At 46.3% G+C, this 17,144-nt stretch carries 17 protein-coding genes; 7 read left to right on the forward strand and 10 right to left on the reverse strand.

Annotated elements, in window-relative coordinates; translation table 11 throughout:
• Window positions 1-26: 26 nt before the first annotated feature.
• The 7 genes from BMX95_RS13100 to BMX95_RS13130 all read right to left on the reverse strand — a co-directional run bounded on the left by BMX95_RS13100 (window position 27) and on the right by BMX95_RS13130 (window position 7,484).
• Window positions 27-1,088 carry a Gfo/Idh/MocA family protein gene (locus BMX95_RS13100; protein WP_081204763.1) on the reverse strand — a complete coding sequence of 354 codons (1,062 nt, stop codon included), beginning with the start codon at window positions 1,086-1,088 and terminating at the stop codon, window positions 27-29.
• 136 nt (window positions 1,089-1,224) lie between these two features.
• Window positions 1,225-2,259, reverse strand: coding sequence for an L-rhamnose/proton symporter RhaT (locus BMX95_RS13105; protein ID WP_081204762.1), 1,035 nt, complete (start codon window positions 2,257-2,259; stop codon window positions 1,225-1,227).
• A gap of 122 nt (window positions 2,260-2,381) precedes the next feature.
• Window positions 2,382-3,227 carry an amidohydrolase family protein gene (locus BMX95_RS13110; RefSeq protein ID WP_081204761.1) on the reverse strand — a complete coding sequence of 282 codons (846 nt, stop codon included), beginning with the start codon at window positions 3,225-3,227 and terminating at the stop codon, window positions 2,382-2,384.
• A gap of 123 nt (window positions 3,228-3,350) precedes the next feature.
• Entirely contained in the window at window positions 3,351-4,523 is a 1,173-nt protein-coding gene (locus BMX95_RS13115) for a CaiB/BaiF CoA transferase family protein (RefSeq protein WP_081204760.1), read from the reverse strand.
• Between the two features lie 199 nt (window positions 4,524-4,722).
• On the reverse strand, window positions 4,723-5,871 hold the full coding sequence (locus BMX95_RS13120; protein WP_081204759.1) for a CaiB/BaiF CoA transferase family protein: 1,149 nt from the start codon (window positions 5,869-5,871) through the stop codon (window positions 4,723-4,725).
• Window positions 5,868-7,034 (reverse strand): ABC transporter substrate-binding protein, encoded by a 1,167-nt coding sequence (locus BMX95_RS13125; RefSeq protein ID WP_081204758.1) that lies wholly within the window; start codon window positions 7,032-7,034, stop codon window positions 5,868-5,870. The genes BMX95_RS13120 and BMX95_RS13125 overlap by 4 nt, the downstream gene beginning before the upstream one ends.
• Before the next feature lie 6 nt (window positions 7,035-7,040).
• Window positions 7,041-7,484, reverse strand: a complete 444-nt coding sequence (locus BMX95_RS13130) for a MaoC family dehydratase (RefSeq protein ID WP_081204757.1) — start codon at window positions 7,482-7,484, stop codon at window positions 7,041-7,043.
• A 665-nt stretch (window positions 7,485-8,149) separates the two neighbouring features.
• On the opposite strand from BMX95_RS13130, the gene BMX95_RS34960 reads away from it, so the two are divergent.
• The 4 genes from BMX95_RS34960 to BMX95_RS13145 all read left to right on the forward strand — a co-directional run bounded on the left by BMX95_RS34960 (window position 8,150) and on the right by BMX95_RS13145 (window position 11,116).
• Complete coding sequence (locus BMX95_RS34960; RefSeq protein ID WP_165759121.1) at window positions 8,150-8,320, forward strand: hypothetical protein; 171 nt, start codon at window positions 8,150-8,152, stop codon at window positions 8,318-8,320.
• Complete coding sequence (locus BMX95_RS13135) at window positions 8,302-8,601, forward strand: type II toxin-antitoxin system RelE/ParE family toxin (RefSeq protein WP_081204755.1); 300 nt, start codon at window positions 8,302-8,304, stop codon at window positions 8,599-8,601. The genes BMX95_RS34960 and BMX95_RS13135 overlap by 19 nt, the downstream gene beginning before the upstream one ends.
• A gap of 146 nt (window positions 8,602-8,747) precedes the next feature.
• Window positions 8,748-9,806: a phosphotransferase enzyme family protein gene (locus BMX95_RS13140; protein ID WP_081204754.1), complete on the forward strand. Its 1,059-nt coding sequence runs from the start codon at window positions 8,748-8,750 to the stop codon at window positions 9,804-9,806.
• 2 nt (window positions 9,807-9,808) lie between these two features.
• Window positions 9,809-11,116 carry a sugar MFS transporter gene (locus tag BMX95_RS13145; RefSeq protein ID WP_081204753.1) on the forward strand — a complete coding sequence of 436 codons (1,308 nt, stop codon included), beginning with the start codon at window positions 9,809-9,811 and terminating at the stop codon, window positions 11,114-11,116.
• Window positions 11,117-11,281: 165 nt separating this feature from the next.
• Here BMX95_RS13145 and BMX95_RS13150 read toward each other — a convergent pair whose 3' ends face one another.
• From BMX95_RS13150 to BMX95_RS34500, 3 genes are all read right to left on the reverse strand, one after another.
• Window positions 11,282-11,560 carry a LytR/AlgR family response regulator transcription factor gene (locus BMX95_RS13150; RefSeq protein WP_081204752.1) on the reverse strand — a complete coding sequence of 93 codons (279 nt, stop codon included), beginning with the start codon at window positions 11,558-11,560 and terminating at the stop codon, window positions 11,282-11,284.
• The gene (locus tag BMX95_RS13155) at window positions 11,553-11,909 is read right to left on the reverse strand and encodes a LytS family sensor histidine kinase (protein WP_081204751.1); all 357 of its coding nucleotides are present in this window, start codon (window positions 11,907-11,909) and stop codon (window positions 11,553-11,555) included. Before BMX95_RS13155 ends, BMX95_RS13150 begins: the two co-directional genes overlap by 8 nt.
• A gap of 203 nt (window positions 11,910-12,112) precedes the next feature.
• Complete coding sequence (locus tag BMX95_RS34500) at window positions 12,113-12,325, reverse strand: hypothetical protein (RefSeq protein WP_133054094.1); 213 nt, start codon at window positions 12,323-12,325, stop codon at window positions 12,113-12,115.
• Between the two features lie 601 nt (window positions 12,326-12,926).
• On the opposite strand from BMX95_RS34500, the gene BMX95_RS13165 reads away from it, so the two are divergent.
• The 3 genes from BMX95_RS13165 (at window position 12,927) to araA (ending at window position 17,083) form a co-directional block, all read left to right on the forward strand.
• Window positions 12,927-14,624: a ribulokinase gene (locus BMX95_RS13165; RefSeq protein ID WP_081204749.1), complete on the forward strand. Its 1,698-nt coding sequence runs from the start codon at window positions 12,927-12,929 to the stop codon at window positions 14,622-14,624.
• A 62-nt stretch (window positions 14,625-14,686) separates the two neighbouring features.
• On the forward strand, window positions 14,687-15,385 hold the full coding sequence (locus BMX95_RS13170) for an L-ribulose-5-phosphate 4-epimerase (RefSeq protein WP_081204748.1): 699 nt from the start codon (window positions 14,687-14,689) through the stop codon (window positions 15,383-15,385).
• Between the two features lie 198 nt (window positions 15,386-15,583).
• Entirely contained in the window at window positions 15,584-17,083 is a 1,500-nt protein-coding gene (araA, locus tag BMX95_RS13175; RefSeq protein WP_081204747.1) for an L-arabinose isomerase, read from the forward strand.
• Window positions 17,084-17,144: the final 61 nt, after the last annotated feature.

Genomic DNA, 17,144 nt, shown 5'->3' on the forward strand with positions numbered 1-17,144 from the left:
TTTAAGAAATTTTACGGTTTAGTATATCAATTAGTGTGTATCTCGTTAAGGGTTATACCGCCCCGCTCACTCGATCTATACGCTGCTTCCACACAGGCCATCGTATAAATGCAATCTTCCACTGAATTATCGGGTTTGGGTATTTGACCGGCTGCGGCCTGCATCACCTGTTCCATACTGCCAATAAAGGCATGCGGGAACCAGCTTCCTTCTATCTCCAGCGTTTTCCATTCCGGTTCATTACCGGTAAGGGTAATATATTGAAACTTATCTGCTACCCCGTGCGGGTAGTTCATCAACAGCCCCAGGTCTATTTTTATAGCTCCCTGTGTGCCTTCGAATTTTATATAAGAATGTTGCTGCTGCAATCCAAACTTGTGACAGTGATTGGTGATTATATTCGCCCGTACAATATCGCCATAATCCATAATGATATTACTGCGTACAGAAGCCAGCTGGCTCATGTCGGGGTGTTTTACCGTTTTGGCGTATACGCTGTTCGGGTTACCCAGGAACGAGCGTACCAGGTCGATATAATGAATGCTGTGGTATAATATTTCTACACGGGGCGACTGGTACAGGAAGGTCCATAAATGCCAGGGGGTAAACACGTTCACATTGATCTCGATATCGCACAGCTGGCCCAGGGCACCCTGTTGTATTAATTTCCGTGCAGCTTTTATAAAAGGCGCATAACGCAATTGAAAGTTGATGGCTGCTACCAGTTGTTTATCGCGGGTGAATTGCAGAATGGCTTTTGCTTCCTGGTAATCATCGCCCATTGGTTTTTGTATCAGTACGGGAGAACCGGCGGGCAAATAGTCGAGCACTTTCCTGATGGCCGATCCGGGCACGGCTACATCGTACACCACGGGCGACAGGTTTAACCGCACAATGTCCTCCATACTGTCGAACACGAGCGGTATATTGAATTTCAGTGCAGTGGCATGGGCTTTTTCTTTATCAACGTCATAAATACCTGCCACATCAAAGCCGGCCAATTGATAAGCCGGCAAATGGGCATCATTTACAATACCACCTGCTCCAATGATTACTATAGGTGCCTTATATGATACAGAATCCTTCACTTTCAGTTTTGCTTAATAAACAAAAGTAGCAGTTTGCGGTTTGTGGTATTGGGTTTGCGCATCTCTATCAGTCGTGAAATACATGCAATTAGTTGCTTCCCGAATGGGGAAACAACCACAAACTTCAAACAACAAACTACAAACTACCTAAGTAGTTTCCATATGTTAAGGCAAGCACCGCTGTTACCAGAATAATCAGTGCAAACACAAGCGTGGCAATCGTTTTAGGCCGGCATTTCACCCATTCTCTCATCAACAATCCGGCTATAGAGCTGAACAACACCAGCATGATCATGTGTATAGCCCAGCTGCTATATTGGTATTTTCCCATCCGCACATGTCCTAACCCATAAAAGAAGAATTGTGAGTACCATAAACAGCCGGTTATGATGGCCATAATAAAATTGACCAACAACCGGTTGTTAGCTCCATTTTGCCGGTACTCGCCAAAGGTTTTTTCTTTTCGGTGTAAGTATATGCAATATATAAGGGTTGATAAAAATGCTCCGGTATTTGAAAAAATATAAACAACATTGATCCTGAAATTGCCACTGCCATATTTTTCAGCGATAGCGGCAATAGGTTCACCCTGATCTATCGAAAACCCATACACGGCTGAGAGCACGCCTGCTAAAAAACAAAGCGGCAATCCTTTGGCCAGGGAAAACGTTTCAACGGTGTCACTTAATTTCAGGTCATTTTCTTTAAACCGGCCGGCCACACCGCAACAGGCAATGCCCAATGAGCCGATGATAATACCTGTCATGATCCAACTGGCTCCATGCTGGGAAAATAACGCCGTCAATTGGCCGTGTACCAGCGGCGGCAACAAGGTACCCAACACACAGGAAATACCCACCGCTATGGCATAGGTCAATGAGAAACCTACATATCTTATAGCCATTCCAAACGCAGTGCCGCCAATTCCATATGCTACGCCTAAAATGAACGTTTCGATCATGGCATCGGCAGGCGCTTCGTGTAAAACAGTGCCTATCTGAGGAATAGTGAGCCAGGCAATAACCAGGGGCAATAACAACCAACATACAGCTGCCTGTACCAGCCAATACGACTGCCACGACCATTTAACCACTTTTTTCTGCGGCGTGTAACACATGGCTGCACAAGAGGCTCCTACTGAATGATAAATGACTCCGGTAATTACTTCCATTGGTTAAAGCAACTCGTTATTTGTATTTGTGACATTTTTACTGCACAACAACGCAAAAAAGGGATTTTTATCTTATTTGCGGGCGTACTTATTATATCTTAATGCCTCTTTAATTTACCATACTATAGGTTATAAAAGCTTATTGCATTGGTACTCAATACTTTTTGCAAGGCGGCATCTTTTAGCACGCCAGATAAAACTTTTACGTACTGCTGCCAGGTATTGTTATAATTGCCTGCCAGCAATGAAACCGGCCAATCGCCCCCGCAACAACAGCGGTTCTCGCCAAAATGTTCCAGTACAAATTCTGTATATGGTTGAATATCATCGGCGGTCCATCCTGCGCCTTTTTTGGAACAGGTACCCAGCCCCGATATTTTTACGTATATGTTCTTATGCGATGCGGCTGTTTTCATCAGCTCGCCCCATTCGCCAAATTGTTCGCCACTGGCAATAGGCGGCTGGTTCATGTGATCGATCATCAGGCGCAACTCCGGTACTTTTTGCGCTACTTCCAATGCTGAGATCAGGTGTTGCGGCGTAACGCCCACTACATCGTATGGCACATCGTAGGCAGCCAGTACCGACAAACTCTGGATCACCGTGGGCTGCAATAACCATTGGGGATCCGGTTCATCATGGATCAAATGGCGCACTCCTTTAAAATACGGGTTGCCCAGGTATTCCCTGATGGCAGTTGCAGTAAATGCCGGGTCTTGTAACGGCATCCAGCCTACTACCCCCTTTACCCATCCGGTTGCGTTGGCAACCTGTAACATATAGTTCGTTTCTTCGTAAGTATTGGCCGCTTGTACCAACACCCCGCCGGTAATTGCGGTATGCTGAACCTGGGCCAGCAATTCCTCTATCTCATAATTCCGGTTCAGTATCGAAGTATCATTCTTTAACCAGTCGTATTCAGCTTTTTCAAAATTCCATATGTGAACATGGGCATCGATGATCTCCATTGCAATCGGTTTAATATCGATAATTGATTAATGATTAGTGTAGAGAAGCCGCAAGTTACATGGCAAATATTACAAATATTGAAAAATTAAGCAGCGCTTCACCTGCCTCGTGGCATCTAACCATTACATCTCATAGTTCGATATTGGTTGTTTTGTCAGTCCAAACTGTTCTTCTATTTGCTCATTATGTTCACCCAGCAGGGGCGCACCAATATTGGAAGTATATATTTCCCCGTCTATCCTGATGGGGCAACGGGTAGTAGTTATAGACAAACCATTGCTGGTTTTTACTTTTATTTCCATGTTCAGCGCCTGGTAGCCATTCTCTTCCACCAGCATATCATAATCGTATACTTTGGCGCACCAGATATCCGCGGGTTCCAGCACAGCCAGCCAGACGTCGGTATTGCGGGCCGTTAAATGGTTGGCCAGAATGGTCTTTATTTCATCCCGCTTCACAAACCATTCTGCTGTATTGGTGAATTGCTGCAATGGCTCACACTCCAGCAGCGTAGCCAGCTGGGTAATATTACCCATAGCCAGCGCCAGGTATCCGTCGGCTGTTTTATAAATACCATAGGGTGCCGACAAATAGGCGTGCCCATTGTTTATTTCACTCCTGATGGGCAGCTCGCGCCCATCGTTATAAAAACAGGTCAGTACTTCAAATTGAAAATCGAGGATCGATTCCAGCATGCTTACCTGTACAAGGCTTCCTTCATTGGTGATGGTGCGTTGTAACAAAGCAGCCAGGATCCCCTGGGCAATATGGGTACCCGCCAGAATATCAACCACGGCCACGCCCATTGGGGTAGGATTGTCGCTGCGGTTGCTGCTTAACCAGGTTAACCCGGATACGGCCTGCAACAACAGGTCCTGACCCGGCAGGTCTTTCCAGGGTCCTTCATTACCATACCCGCTTACTTCTGCATAAATGATCTGGGGGTTGATGGCTTTTACGGTTTCATAATCCAGGCCCAGCCGGTCCATTACACCGGGGCGGAAGTTATGCATGAGCACATCGGCCTGCGCAATGATCGCTTTTACTTTTTCGAGGTCTTCTTCATTCTTCAGATCGGCCGCATAACTTTGCTTATTGCGGTTGATGGCGTGAAAAATGGTAGACTCCCCTTCTATCATCACATTCGATACATATAATTGCCGGCAGATATCGCCTACACCTGTACGTTCAATTTTAATTACCTGCGCGCCCATATCGGCCAATCGCAATCCGGCTGAAGGGCCAGATAAAAACTGGCTGAAATCAACAACTATTATGTCTTGTAGGGGTTTCATTCCTTCTTAAAAAGTTTTGTTTATGACACCGGCACCTGTTATAAAAATTGCCGTTGCCGGTTACCAGTTTCCAGTCGCCGGTTTGCTTCGGTTTACCAGTTACGGATATCCTGTTACAGGATTCGTGTTCTCTTTGTTTTTGTTTTCCCCGGTACCGGTAACTGGTAACCGGCGACCGTATCGGTCAACGTTTCCTCACTCACTTCCCTTCAATCAATTCTTTATTTATCCGCTCGGTATGTTCTCCTAACTGCGGCGCTGGTTTGGCGGCAAAAAGCCGTTCGCCATTGATGCGTATAGGACAGCGGGTAGTGGTGATCTTCGCCCCTTTCGAGGTGGTGATCGTTTGTTCCATTTGAAGGGTAGTATAGGCCTCGTGTTTGGTAAGCCGTTCCCAGTCCAGCACATCCATGGCCCACAGGTCTACCGCATGCAATTTTTCGAGCCAGAAAGCCGATGGTTGCGTGACCAGGTGTTTGGCCAGCACCGACTTGATCTCATCGCGCAAACTAAAAGCAACGTCCTGATCGTAGGCCATCAGTTCATTACAACCAATGGCTTTGGCCAGTTGCTTCAGGTCTACCATTGCTATGGCAATATAGTTGTCGGCTGTGGCGTAAATGCCGTATGGCGCATTCAATAACGGATGGCCGTTATTCACTTTGCTGCGTTTGGGCACTTTACCACTGCTATGATAGGTTGTTAACAGTTCAAATTGAAAATCGAGTAAGGATTCCAGCAGGCTTACTTCCACCAATGCACCGGTGCCGGTCTTGTGTCTTCTTATCAGGGCACTCAGGATACCCTGCACCAGTTGTGAACCGCATAAGTTATCGGCAATGGCCAGGCCAAAAGGCATGGGATTGTCTTTGGCGTTGCCGGTAGTGTAGGCCAGTCCGCTCATTGACTGCAACAGCAGGTCCTGACCGGGTCTGTTTTTCCAGGGGCCTTCTTTTCCATAGCCACTAACGGCGCCATAAATAATGCGGGAATTGAGTTTCTTTACTTCAGGGTATCCCAGTCCTATTTTCTCCATAATACCGGGTCTGAAGTTGTGGGTAAGCACATCTGCTTTTTCGATCAATTTCTTTACCAGGGCCAGATCTTCGGGGTTCTTGAGATCAGCCGCATAACTTTCTTTGTTGCGGTTGATGGTATGAAACAACAAAGAGCTATCGTCTGTCCAAAGATTTTTGATAGATAACCGGCGGCCGGCGTCTCCACTTTGCGGGCGTTCTACTTTAATAACGCGCGCACCCAGATCGGCCAAACGTAAACCGGCAGATGGGCCAGAAAGATACTGGCTGAATTCCAATACCAATAATCCCTGTAAGGGCAGTCGACTCATATGGACAAGCTCATTTTTTCGCCTTTAAGGCTATGTTGATAAATACGGTCAATTTCTTTCAGCACGGCTTCGGGGTTGCCACCGTTTAACAGGTATTGCTGAACCGGGTCGCCGGCTTCGTCCTGAAAATGAAGATACCCATTATAACGCGGACGCATATACCCGTTTTTCATTACCGGTAATACGGCATGGAAAAAACTATTGGTAAGCAGGTTGCCCATGTTGTTCGTCCACGCGGCCAGGTGCCCTGGTTGCCCGCCATGCTGCGTATAAAACGTGCTCTGGCATTCCTCACTGCAGATCCATGCTGCAAAATCAACGGCTTCCTGCTTGTGTTTAGTATATGACGATACCGCCAATCCGGTGCCGCCAATGGTGCTGCGCAACCGGTTTTTACCGAAATGTACCAGGTTGGTATAGGTAAGCAGGTGTTTCGCATACCCCAGCCTGGAATAATTGGTATAACAATACGCAAAGGGACAATACCAGTAATCGTTGGTGGTTGACATCAACTCCGCCACGGCGATAGGATTACAGGAAAACAATTTTTTATCGATCAGCGAATACAGCTCCCGCATGCTTTCCAATGCCTTAACACCGGTTTCTTTACTTACTACATGACTGGTTTGCTGAAATGGCGTTTCACCATGGGCAATACAGAACATGTAAAAATTCATGAGTATATCAATAGGGATGGCCGGGATCGCCACTTTACCGGCTTTCGCCAGGGCGATCAGTTCATCCCAGGTACCGGGTACGGATACCCCGTTTTGCTGCAACAGATCGGCGCGATAGCTGGCGGCCGGTGTAGCTGCATCGATGGCCAGGGCCCATTGATGATTATCGTAATAATAACTTATATGTGACTCCCCTACCGAATTGCTGCTTTGGTTTTGCAAATAGGCGGCAGGTAAGTATTCGTCTAAAGGCAATACGCTGTTTGTGGCAGCGGCACGTCCCACCCAGGGGTGGTCGATGATCAGCAGGTCGTAATCGTTCACCAGTTTTTCGAGGGGGAAATCGGCAAACTCCTGTAACGTTCTTTTCTTCCAGTTGATGGTCACTTTTGGGTTCAGTTCAGAAAAGCGCTGCGCGGCAGCCAGTAATGGCGTAATACCTCTGCTGTGCCCCCAGGTAATTCCATTCAAAACAATTTCAGACATATGCTCCTAACTTACTTTTTTATTCACCAACAATATGTGTTCACAAACCATCACTGTTTCGCCGTGCTGGTTAAATACTTCAACCAGTTCGGTAATGAGGCCGAAACCTGGTTTTTTATGATCTTTTTTATCAGAGATAGTAACCGTAGCTTTTATGGTATCGCCAATAAATACAGGTTTCACAAAACGGAGCCTGTCGTACCCATAGGTCATAGCCACATCATTGATGACGGCAGCAGTTAAACCAACTGCAATGGTAAAAATGAGGGTACCGTGCGCGATGCGTTTTTTAAAGGGTTGTGTTTTACACCATTCCTCATCCATATGATGGGGAAAGAAATCGCCCGACTGGCCGGCATGAATAACAATATCCGTTTCCGTAACCGTGCGGCCGCCGGTTGATCGCTTTTCGTTCAGTTCGAATTCTTCAAAATATTTAGTAATACCCATACAGGATGTTAGAAATTATCTGGTAAAATGTATTTAACAGTTTAAATTAATTCAGGATTGTCGAATGGCATAGCGCCACAAAAACTAAATCGATCAGGCAGTAATAAATGGCAGAAGTGGCCATATGCAGATGTAGAAAATGAAACCATTTTTTTCATAAGCAAACTTTTCAATCGTAAATAGATTCAGGCGGTTTTCAACCAGTTACCATTGGAACCCGATAAGAGCTTATCACATTCGGAGTTGATGGAAAGACGTGCCACGTCAATGAGACAGTCGCTTTTGAGAGCTTCAGGTAATTGTTAACTGTTGCCGTTATTGTCGTTTGTAGATACAAAAACAATGCTGGCGCAACGTGGCACGCCTCGTCCTTGCTGCTTTTGCTAAATAACCAACACTGAACGCTTTAAAGTGGAAAGCTACACATTTTAGCGAGGGGCGTCAATGTCAGGTTTAACTGAAATGATGGAATATATTACTAAATATTTACCGGGCGTATGTAATACCATAAGGGCTTGCAGGGAAAATGCCCTTCATATATTACTAATTTAAGCTTTAAGCCGCAAGCTGTAAGCGGAAAGCGAAAACGTAGTGAAAGAGCTGCAAAATTGTGTTTTAAGCACCTTTCAGATTTTTTATTAAATTTGGTTATTAAACAGGCGATTATGACAGCAATTGTGATAGATAAAAAGAAATATGTGTTAATTCCAGAGAAAGACTTTCAGGCCTTACAAAAAAAAGCGGCACTGAAGACAAAACCTGAGAAAGTGTTTACTATTGAGGAAGCAAGAGCTCATAGTAAAAAACTGATCAGAAAATGGGCAGCAGAAAAGTAGTTGTAAAACAATCGGTAGCTGACAGTATTGCTGCTATTGCCTGGTATATTGAATCAAAAGGCTTATTTGCTACCGCAGATAAGTTTGTAGACAACGTATATGACCATTTTCTAAGACTTTCTGACCCAAGAAAGTCCTATCCTGTATGTAAGGAGTCAGAACGGGAAAGGCTGGGTTACAAATGCACCACCTATAAAAAGAAGTACACCATAGTTTTTATCGAATCTGACAGAGAACTGATCATTTGTGAGTTCACTCCCTCTAAATTAATTCATTGGTAATTCCGCCTTCCCTTTTCATTTCTAATTTTTCATTTTGTCTTTCTTCCCATTTACAATAAGGAATTCCTTTAAAGCCAATTGCCTTTCAAAAAAGGAGCAACCGTTTGCGTGTTCCTTTTTAACGGTAAGGCTGTAAGTTTGGTAACATGTTCCATCAGATACTAACCCATTTTGCATTAGACCCCAACCAGTATACCGTTCAGCCTTTTGGAAGCGGCCTTATTAACCATACCTGGATAGTGAGTACTCCCCATGGGCCCAATGCCTATATTTTACAAAAGATCAATACGGGCGTTTTTAAATACCCGCAGGATATTGCCCGGAACATGGCCAGTTTGGGAACTTATTTGCAACAACACTATCCCGATTACCTGTTTGCCGGCGCCCTGCCCACCACCAGCGGTGATTATTTGTATGTTGATGACCAGCATCAATATTTCCGCCTTTTTCCTTTTGTGGCCCGGTCGCATTCCATCGACAAGGTGAATACCCCCGAACAGGCTTTTGAGGCAGCCCGCCAGTTTGCCCGCTTTACCCACCTGTTGAGTGGTTTTGATACCCGGTTATTGAAGATCACCATACCCCGGTTTCATGACCTTTCATTGCGATACCAGCAGTTTACTACGGCCTTAAAAAATGGCAATCCGCAACGAATACAGGAAACAGCAGCACTGATCAGCTATTTACAACAGCAGCAGCAACTGGTGCAAACTTATGAGCATATTAAAAACGACCCCGGATTTCGCCTGCGGGTGATCCATCACGACACCAAGATCAGCAATGTGCTTTTCGATGATGCCTACAAGGGCCTGTGTGTAATTGACCTCGATACCGTAATGCCCGGTTACTTCATCAGCGATGTGGGTGATATGATGCGGACCTACTTGTCGCCGGTTAGTGAAGAAGAAAAGGACGTGCAGCTGATCACCATCCGGGATGATTTTTTTGCCGCTATTGCCTGTGGCTACCTGGAGGAGCTGCGCAACGAATTAAGCGATAGCGAAAAGCAACATTTTGTTTATGCCGGACAGTTCCTGATCTATATGCAGGCCCTGCGTTTTTTAACCGACCATTTGAATAATGACGTATATTATGGCGCCCGATACGAAGGCCACAATTTTATCAGGGCCCAAAACCAGGCCGTGCTGTTACAACAGTACAATGCCAAATCTGCTTTGTTCAACCAAATTATTTCAACTATATAACCATGACTACTGCTAACACCCTTGCCGCACCTGCATCCAGGCAACGAACGAATACAACGGCCATTTTCATCATTGGCTTTTTGTTTTTCATATTTGGGTTTATTACCTGGTTAAATGGCAGCCTGATCCAGTTCTTAAAGCTGGTATGCCAGCTTGAGAACGATGTACAGGCCTTTTTTGTAACCACAGCTTTTTACATGGCTTATTTCTTTTTGGCTATGCCTTCTTCCGTTATCTTAAAAAGAACAGGTTTTAAAAAAGGAATGGCGCTGGGACTGTTCGTTATGGCCATTGGGTCTGTTATTTTTATTCCTGCCGCTAAAGAAAGAAGCTTTGGTTTGTTCCTGACCGGTTTGTTTATACAGGGCACGGGACTGGCCTTATTACAAACCGCTTCCAATCCATATATCAGTATTATCGGGCCTATTGAAAGCGCGGCCAAACGCATCAGCATCATGGGCATTTGTAATAAAGTAGCCGGTATTATCAGCCCGCTGATCTTAAGCGCCGTGCTGTTAAGCAATGCTACCGAGCTGGAACAAAAGATCGATGCTACTACCGTGCCTGCTGATAAAGAGCAATTATTGAATGCCCTGGCCGGCCGGGTCGTTAGTCCATATATCATTCTTGCGGTGCTGCTGGCGACCCTGTCTTTTTGTTTGCTGAAATCCCCATTGCCCGAACCGGCTGCTGATAAAGCCGAAACCACTACCCTGCCCAATCTTACTGACAATAAAAAAAGCATCTGGGATTTTCCGCACCTGGTATTGGGTGCCCTGTGTATCTTTTTATATGTAGGAGTTGAAGTGATGGCTGGCGACGCCATCGGCATCTATGGTAAAACAATGGGGATGCCATTGGATGTAACTAAAAAATTCACCTCCTATACCCTGGCAGCTATGCTGGTGGGTTATGTGGTAGGCATTTTCACCATCCCTAAGATCATTTCGCAACAAATGGCGTTGAAGGTCTCCGCCATTTTAGGCATCCTGTTCTCAGTAGCTGTTTTTGTAACCCAGGGTTATACTGCCATTACCTTTATTGCCCTGTTAGGACTGGCCAATGCGCTTATGTGGCCTGCCATTTGGCCATTGGCGATAGATAAGCTTGGTAAATTCACAAAAACGGGTTCTGCCCTGCTGGTAATGGGCATTGCCGGTGGTGCCGTATTGCCCTTATTATACGCCACGCTAAAAAAAGAAACCGGGTTGAACCTGCCCAATAACCTGGCGTTCTTTATTTGTGTGCTGCCTTGTTATTTGTATATACTCTACTACTCAATAAAAGGCTATAAAGCCGAACGTAAGTAATCATCCTTCTTCATATAAGAATGCCACCCGCCGAGCGGGATGGCATTTTTGTTTTTAATGATCTCCCAGGAGGGGATTTCTTAAAACAAGCCTCCCCATCTGTCTGCCTTCTGCTCTCTGCCCTCTGCCCTCTGCCCTCTGCCTTTTAAAGCTGAACCTTATACATTATATCAGGAAAGAACCCGATCTGGTATACCGTGCCCACCTGTTTCTGTACTTCACCACTGGTTTATGTGTGAGTGATTGCAGAAACTGAATGCCGGTAACGCCAGGCATCTGAATATCGAGGAACAGCAGGTCAATAGGTTCGCGGCGCAACACATCCATAGCCTCGTACGCGTTTTTGCAACGCTGAACCAGGTGCAGGAAGGGAATGCGTTTGATGTTGTCTTCCAGCAGATCGAGCGATAAGGCTTCATCATCAACAGCCAGGCATTTAATCATGCGTTACAATTTTAAGGGAGGCGTGAAACCAGTTGTCATTCTTCTGAGCAGCCAACTGGTGTTTACCCGGATATAAGATCTTCAACCGCCGTTCGAGGTTCGTTAAACCAATACCGCCTGTTTTATCGGGCAGCTGGGTAGTATAGGCAATCGTTTTGTTCGACACTGATAACGATACCTCTGTTTCCGTTGCCGTTAGCCGGATATCGATCTCCGGCTCTTCGGCCACATTTACCCCATGTTTGAACGCATTTTCAATAAGCGGGATCAGCAGCATCGGTTCAATACAATGTGTGTAATTGCCCGGCTGCACCATAAACAGGATCTTCACCGAATCGCCAAACCGCATCGTTTGCAGATCGATATAACTGCGAATGTATTACACCTCTTTGTGCAGGCTTACCTTTTCTTCATCCGAATCGTACAACATGTAATGCATCAGGTTCGACATCTTCAGCAACGCCGGTTCAAGTAAATCTGATTGCCCGCCATCACCATCATACAACCAGGCACCAAAGCAAACAGGGCACTGATTACGATTACTGAAAAAATTTACATAAAGATCCGTTTCTTCAACAGGAACCTGGGATACAGCACATAAGCATTGAAATAAAACCCGGCCGTTTCCAGGGCAGTGAAACAGATCCCCGGCCATTGAATAAAATGAGCGTCCGATTCCTTCATCGGGATCAAAACGATAGGCACCACCACTATGAGGGCAGTGAACAACACATGCAACAGAATATTTACGAGCTTTCCTTTCAAGGGGCGATAGTTGATGATACGAAAGTAGATTTTTTAGAATTACACCAACTTATCGAATGACAACCGGGCTTATTTTGGAGACGACAGGCTTTTATGTGGAGACCAGATCCCCGGGGTTAGGTAATGCATTTTGTTTCGAAAGGTGCAGTTGCAGGTTGCAGTCACCGGTTGCCGGTTTCCGACTGCCAGTCGCCTCTTTGGATGCGACGGCATTCAACTTTAAACTTTCAACTTTCGGCTTTAAGCCTTAACCATTGCCTTTTTCTCTCTGCCTACTGCCCACTGCCCTCTGCCTTCTGCCCACTGCCTACTGGCTTTTACAACTTACCACTATCTATCTTATTTTTAACGACTTAGCACCTTTCAATCCCCCAAGCCACTAAAAATCCGCTAAAACTATTAGCTTACCCTGCCGCCAGCTACAGGTTTACCCTGATATTTCCCCAACCGGCCAACAAGTAATTTTTGAATATTCATTCTTTAAGTGTTATTTTGACACAAAATAGACATAGAGGGCGATTCACGCCGTATCTTTGAAGGCAGAAATCACATTCCTGATTTGGATCAGTCAATAAAAACACACTTCGTTTTAGTTGCCGATATGAAAAAAGAAAATTATGTAATAGGGGTTGACTATGGCACTGATTCTGTGCGGTCAATCATCGCAAACGCTGCCAATGGGCAGGAAGTTGCATCAGCAGTTTTTTATTATCCCCGTTGGAAAGATGGTTTGTACTGTGACCCCGGCGTAAACCAGTTCAGGCAGCATCCGCTCGACTACCTGGAAGGCCTGGAGCAAACTATTACCCGTTGCCTGCTACAGGCAGGTCCTTCGGTAACGGCCAACATCAGGGCCATTTCAGTGGATACCACCGGTTCTACCCCCGTAGCGGTGGATGAAACCGGTACTCCCCTCGCCCTGTTACCACGGTTCGAGAAAAATCCCAACGCCATGTTCGTGTTGTGGAAAGACCATACTTCTGTTCCGGAAGCTGCGGCCATCAACGCCCATGCTGAAAAATATGACATCAACTACCTGCAATACGTAGGTGGCATTTACTCGTCGGAATGGTTCTGGGCAAAACTGCTGCACATTTTGCGCGAAGACAAGGAAATTCGTGAAGCCTGCCACTCATGGGTAGAGCATTGCGACTGGATCCCCTTCGTACTGACCGGTGGCAAACAGGCCTCGGCCATGAAACGCAGTGTATGCGCAGCCGGCCACAAGGCCCTGTGGGCAGCTGAATTCGGCGGTTTACCCCCCGATCAATGGTTTGCCGACTTAGACCCCTTGTTAGCCGGTTTTACCAAAAGATTGTTCACCAACACCTATACTTCCGATAAAGCTGCCGGCACCCTGAGCCCTGATTGGGCCGCCAAACTGGGCCTTTCTACCGATGTGGTGATCGGCGTTGGTGCTTTTGACGCCCACATGGGCGCCGTAGGCGGACAAATTGAACCTTACCACCTGAGTAAAGTAATGGGTACTTCTACCTGCGACATGCTGGTAGCCCCGCTGAACGAAGTGGAAGGCAAACTGGTTAAGGGTATTTGCGGCCAGGTACCTGGTTCCGTGCTGCCCGGTATGATGGGGCTGGAAGCTGGTCAAAGTGCGTTTGGCGATGCCTATGCCTGGTTCAAAAAGGTGCTGGCCTGGCCACTGCAACATGTACTGGCTCAATCAACCATAGTAAATACAGAAACTGCAAAAGCCATCATGGATGAAATAAGCGATAAGCTCATCCCTGAATTAAGCAAACAGGCAGCCTTGTTGCACATAGATGAAAACAGCGAGCTGGCACTTGACTGGTTCAATGGCCGTCGTACTCCCGATGCCAACCAGGAACTGAAAGGCGCTGTTACCGGAATGAACCTCGGCAGCGATGCGCCCCGTATTTTCAGGGCCATTGTTGAAGCCACCTGCTTTGGCGCCAAAGCCATTGTTGACCGGTTCAACCACGAAGGCGTTCCCGTAAAAGGACTGATCGGCCTGGGTGGTGTGGCTAAAAAATCGCCGTTCATTATGCAAATGATGGCCGACGTTATGAATATGCCTATCCGTATTCATAAATCAGAACAAACCTGCGCGCTTGGTGCCGCCATGTTTGCCGCTACCGCAGCCGGCATATATAATAAGGTGGAAGACGCCATGGATGCCATGGGTCAGGGTTTTGATGCTACTTACTATCCCGACAAGAACAAAGTAGCCCTTTATCAAAAGCGCTATAATAAATACAATAAGTTAGGTGGGTTCATTGAGAACTCGGTTAAGTTAAAGGAAGCAGTATTGTCAAATTAATAAACAGTTGCCAGGTACCAGTTCCCGGTTACCGGGGCCAGGTAACTGGCAACCTCTTAAATATGAGCAAGTATCAAGATATACAACAAGCCTGTTACAAAGCCAATATGCAACTACCGGAGTTGAACCTGGTTCTTTTCACTTTTGGTAATGTAAGTGTCGCCGATAGAAATCTCGGCGTTTTTGCTATTAAGCCCAGTGGCGTGCCCTACAAAGACCTGGTAGCCGATGAAATGGTTATCGTTGACTTTGACGGTAAGATCGTAAGCGGCAACATGCGCCCTTCGAGCGATACCAAAACACACGCCGTATTATATAAAGAATGGGATAAAATAGGCGCTATAGTGCATACACACAGCACCTACGCTACTGCCTGGGCCCAGGCGCAACGCGATATTCCCATCTTTGGTACCACACATGCCGACCATAACACCGTGGATATTCCCTGCGCACCGCCTATGAGCGACGAGATGATCAAAGGGAACTATGAATTTGAGACCGGTTATCAGATCATCAACTGTTTCAATGAGCGGAAATTATCATACGAAGAAGTGGAAATGATCCTGGTGGGTAACCACGCTCCATTTGCATGGGGAAAGAATGGCGACAAAGCCGTTTATAACGCTGCAGTACTGGAAGAAGTAGCCCGCATGGCCTACCTTACCGAACAGATCAATCCGAAAGCCCCGCGCCTGAAAGATGCCCTGATCGATAAACACTGGCAGCGCAAGCATGGTAAAGACGCTTATTACGGACAATAGGAAGAAAGGCTAAAGCTGTAAGGTAAAAGGTTAAAGCATTCGCAGCAATCTGTATTTCCTTTAGGCTTTCACCTTTAGGCTTTCACCTTGTAACTGCTTTCAACCTGCCTCTTTAGATCACAAGAACTGACTATTAGAATAAATTACATTAATACCTAGCACCCGTCACATGACGATTGCCAACTAAATGACCCATTTATGGAAGATTTGAAAAAACTGGAAGTATGGTTTGTAACAGGAAGTCAACACCTGTATGGCGAAGAAACCCTGAAACAGGTTGCCGACCACTCAACGCAAATTGCACGGTCACTCGATAAAGATCCCCTTATCCCGGTGCGTGTGGTGTTTAAACCCGTGGTTAAATCACCAGAAGAAATATACCAGGTTTGCCAGGAAGCCAACACTACCCCTACCTGTATTGGTATCGTTGCCTGGATGCACACCTTTAGCCCCGCCAAAATGTGGATCGGTGGTTTGAAAGTGTTGCAAAAACCTTTGTTACATCTGCATACCCAGTTTAACCGCGATATTCCCTGGAGCAGCATCGATATGGACTTCATGAACCTGAACCAAAGCGCCCACGGCGACCGCGAATTCGGTTTCATGGTTAGCCGCATGCGCATGAACCGTAAAGTAGTAGTTGGTCACTGGCAGGAGCCTACTGTTGTGAAAAGTGTGGAAGTATGGATACGCGCTGCCGCTGGGTGGAACGACTGGCAAAACGCCCGCTTCTGCCGCTTTGGCGATAACATGCGCCAGGTTGCAGTAACTGATGGCGACAAAGTAGAAGCTGAACTGAAATTTGGTTATTCCGTAAACGGCTATGGTATTGGCGACCTCGTTGAACGCATCAATGCGGTTAGCGACAGCGCTATTGCCCAAACAGTAGCCGAATACGAAGAAATATATACGGTACAGGCGGCCCTGCGTAAAGGCGGCGACCGTCACAATGCCCTCCGTGATGCGGCAAGACAGGAGATCGGGATGCGCACTTTCCTGAAAGAAGGTGGTTTCAAAGGCTTTACCGATACGTTCGAAGACCTGCATGGCATGGTGCAACTGCCAGGTATCGCTTCTCAACGCTTAATGGCGGAAGGATATGGTTTTGGCGGTGAAGGCGACTGGAAAACATCAGCCCTCGTACGTGCCATGAAAGTAATGGCAACCGGTTTAAAAGGCGGTAACTCATTCATGGAAGACTATACCTACCATTTTGACCCCAATAACCAACTGGTGCTGGGTTCTCACATGCTGGAGATCTGTCCTTCCATTGCCAACGACAAACCGACTGTTGAGATCCATCCGCTGGGTATCGGCGGCAAAGCTGATCCCGTTCGTCTGGTGTTCAATGCAGGTTCAGGCCCGGCTTTAAACGCTTCTATCGTGGATATGGGCAACCGTTTCCGCCTCATCGTAAATGAAGTGGTAGCAGTAGATCCTATCCAAAGCCTGCCTAAACTGCCAGTTGCGCGTGTGCTGTGGAAACCTTACCCAGACATGAAGACCGGTTGTGCAGCGTGGATCCTGGCTGGTGGTGCGCACCACACTGGTTACAGCCAGAACCTGACCCCTGAACATATGGAAGATTTTGCAGAAATGGCGGGCGTTGAGTACTTACTGATCGGCAAAAACAGCAATCTGTACGATCTTAAAAATCAATTAAGATGGAATGATCTGTATTATCGTCATTCTATTTAAAAAATAATCTACATATTGCATCCGCTTTTTGGGACAATTTTTTCAAAATGCATCATTTTGA

The organism is Niastella yeongjuensis, assembly GCF_900110245.1.
GTDB lineage: Bacteria > Bacteroidota > Bacteroidia > Chitinophagales > Chitinophagaceae > Niastella > Niastella yeongjuensis.

Coding starts and splice junctions, on each gene's coding strand:
- araA (WP_081204747.1), top strand. CDS start 15,584: ATGGAAGATTTGAAAAAACTGGAAGTATGGTTTGTAACAGGAAGTCAA.
- BMX95_RS13145 (WP_081204753.1), top strand. CDS start 9,809: ATGACTACTGCTAACACCCTTGCCGCACCTGCATCCAGGCAACGAACG.
- BMX95_RS34960 (WP_165759121.1), top strand. CDS start 8,150: ATGACAGCAATTGTGATAGATAAAAAGAAATATGTGTTAATTCCAGAG.
- BMX95_RS13135 (WP_081204755.1), top strand. CDS start 8,302: ATGGGCAGCAGAAAAGTAGTTGTAAAACAATCGGTAGCTGACAGTATT.
- BMX95_RS13120 (WP_081204759.1), bottom strand. CDS start 5,871: ATGAGTCGACTGCCCTTACAGGGATTATTGGTATTGGAATTCAGCCAG.
- BMX95_RS13110 (WP_081204761.1), bottom strand. CDS start 3,227: ATGGAGATCATCGATGCCCATGTTCACATATGGAATTTTGAAAAAGCT.
- BMX95_RS13130 (WP_081204757.1), bottom strand. CDS start 7,484: ATGGGTATTACTAAATATTTTGAAGAATTCGAACTGAACGAAAAGCGA.
- BMX95_RS13125 (WP_081204758.1), bottom strand. CDS start 7,034: ATGTCTGAAATTGTTTTGAATGGAATTACCTGGGGGCACAGCAGAGGT.
- BMX95_RS13170 (WP_081204748.1), top strand. CDS start 14,687: ATGAGCAAGTATCAAGATATACAACAAGCCTGTTACAAAGCCAATATG.
- BMX95_RS13165 (WP_081204749.1), top strand. CDS start 12,927: ATGAAAAAAGAAAATTATGTAATAGGGGTTGACTATGGCACTGATTCT.
- BMX95_RS13155 (WP_081204751.1), bottom strand. CDS start 11,909: ATGCGGTTTGGCGATTCGGTGAAGATCCTGTTTATGGTGCAGCCGGGC.
- BMX95_RS13115 (WP_081204760.1), bottom strand. CDS start 4,523: ATGAAACCCCTACAAGACATAATAGTTGTTGATTTCAGCCAGTTTTTA.
- BMX95_RS13105 (WP_081204762.1), bottom strand. CDS start 2,259: ATGGAAGTAATTACCGGAGTCATTTATCATTCAGTAGGAGCCTCTTGT.
- BMX95_RS13150 (WP_081204752.1), bottom strand. CDS start 11,560: ATGATTAAATGCCTGGCTGTTGATGATGAAGCCTTATCGCTCGATCTG.
- BMX95_RS13140 (WP_081204754.1), top strand. CDS start 8,748: ATGTTCCATCAGATACTAACCCATTTTGCATTAGACCCCAACCAGTAT.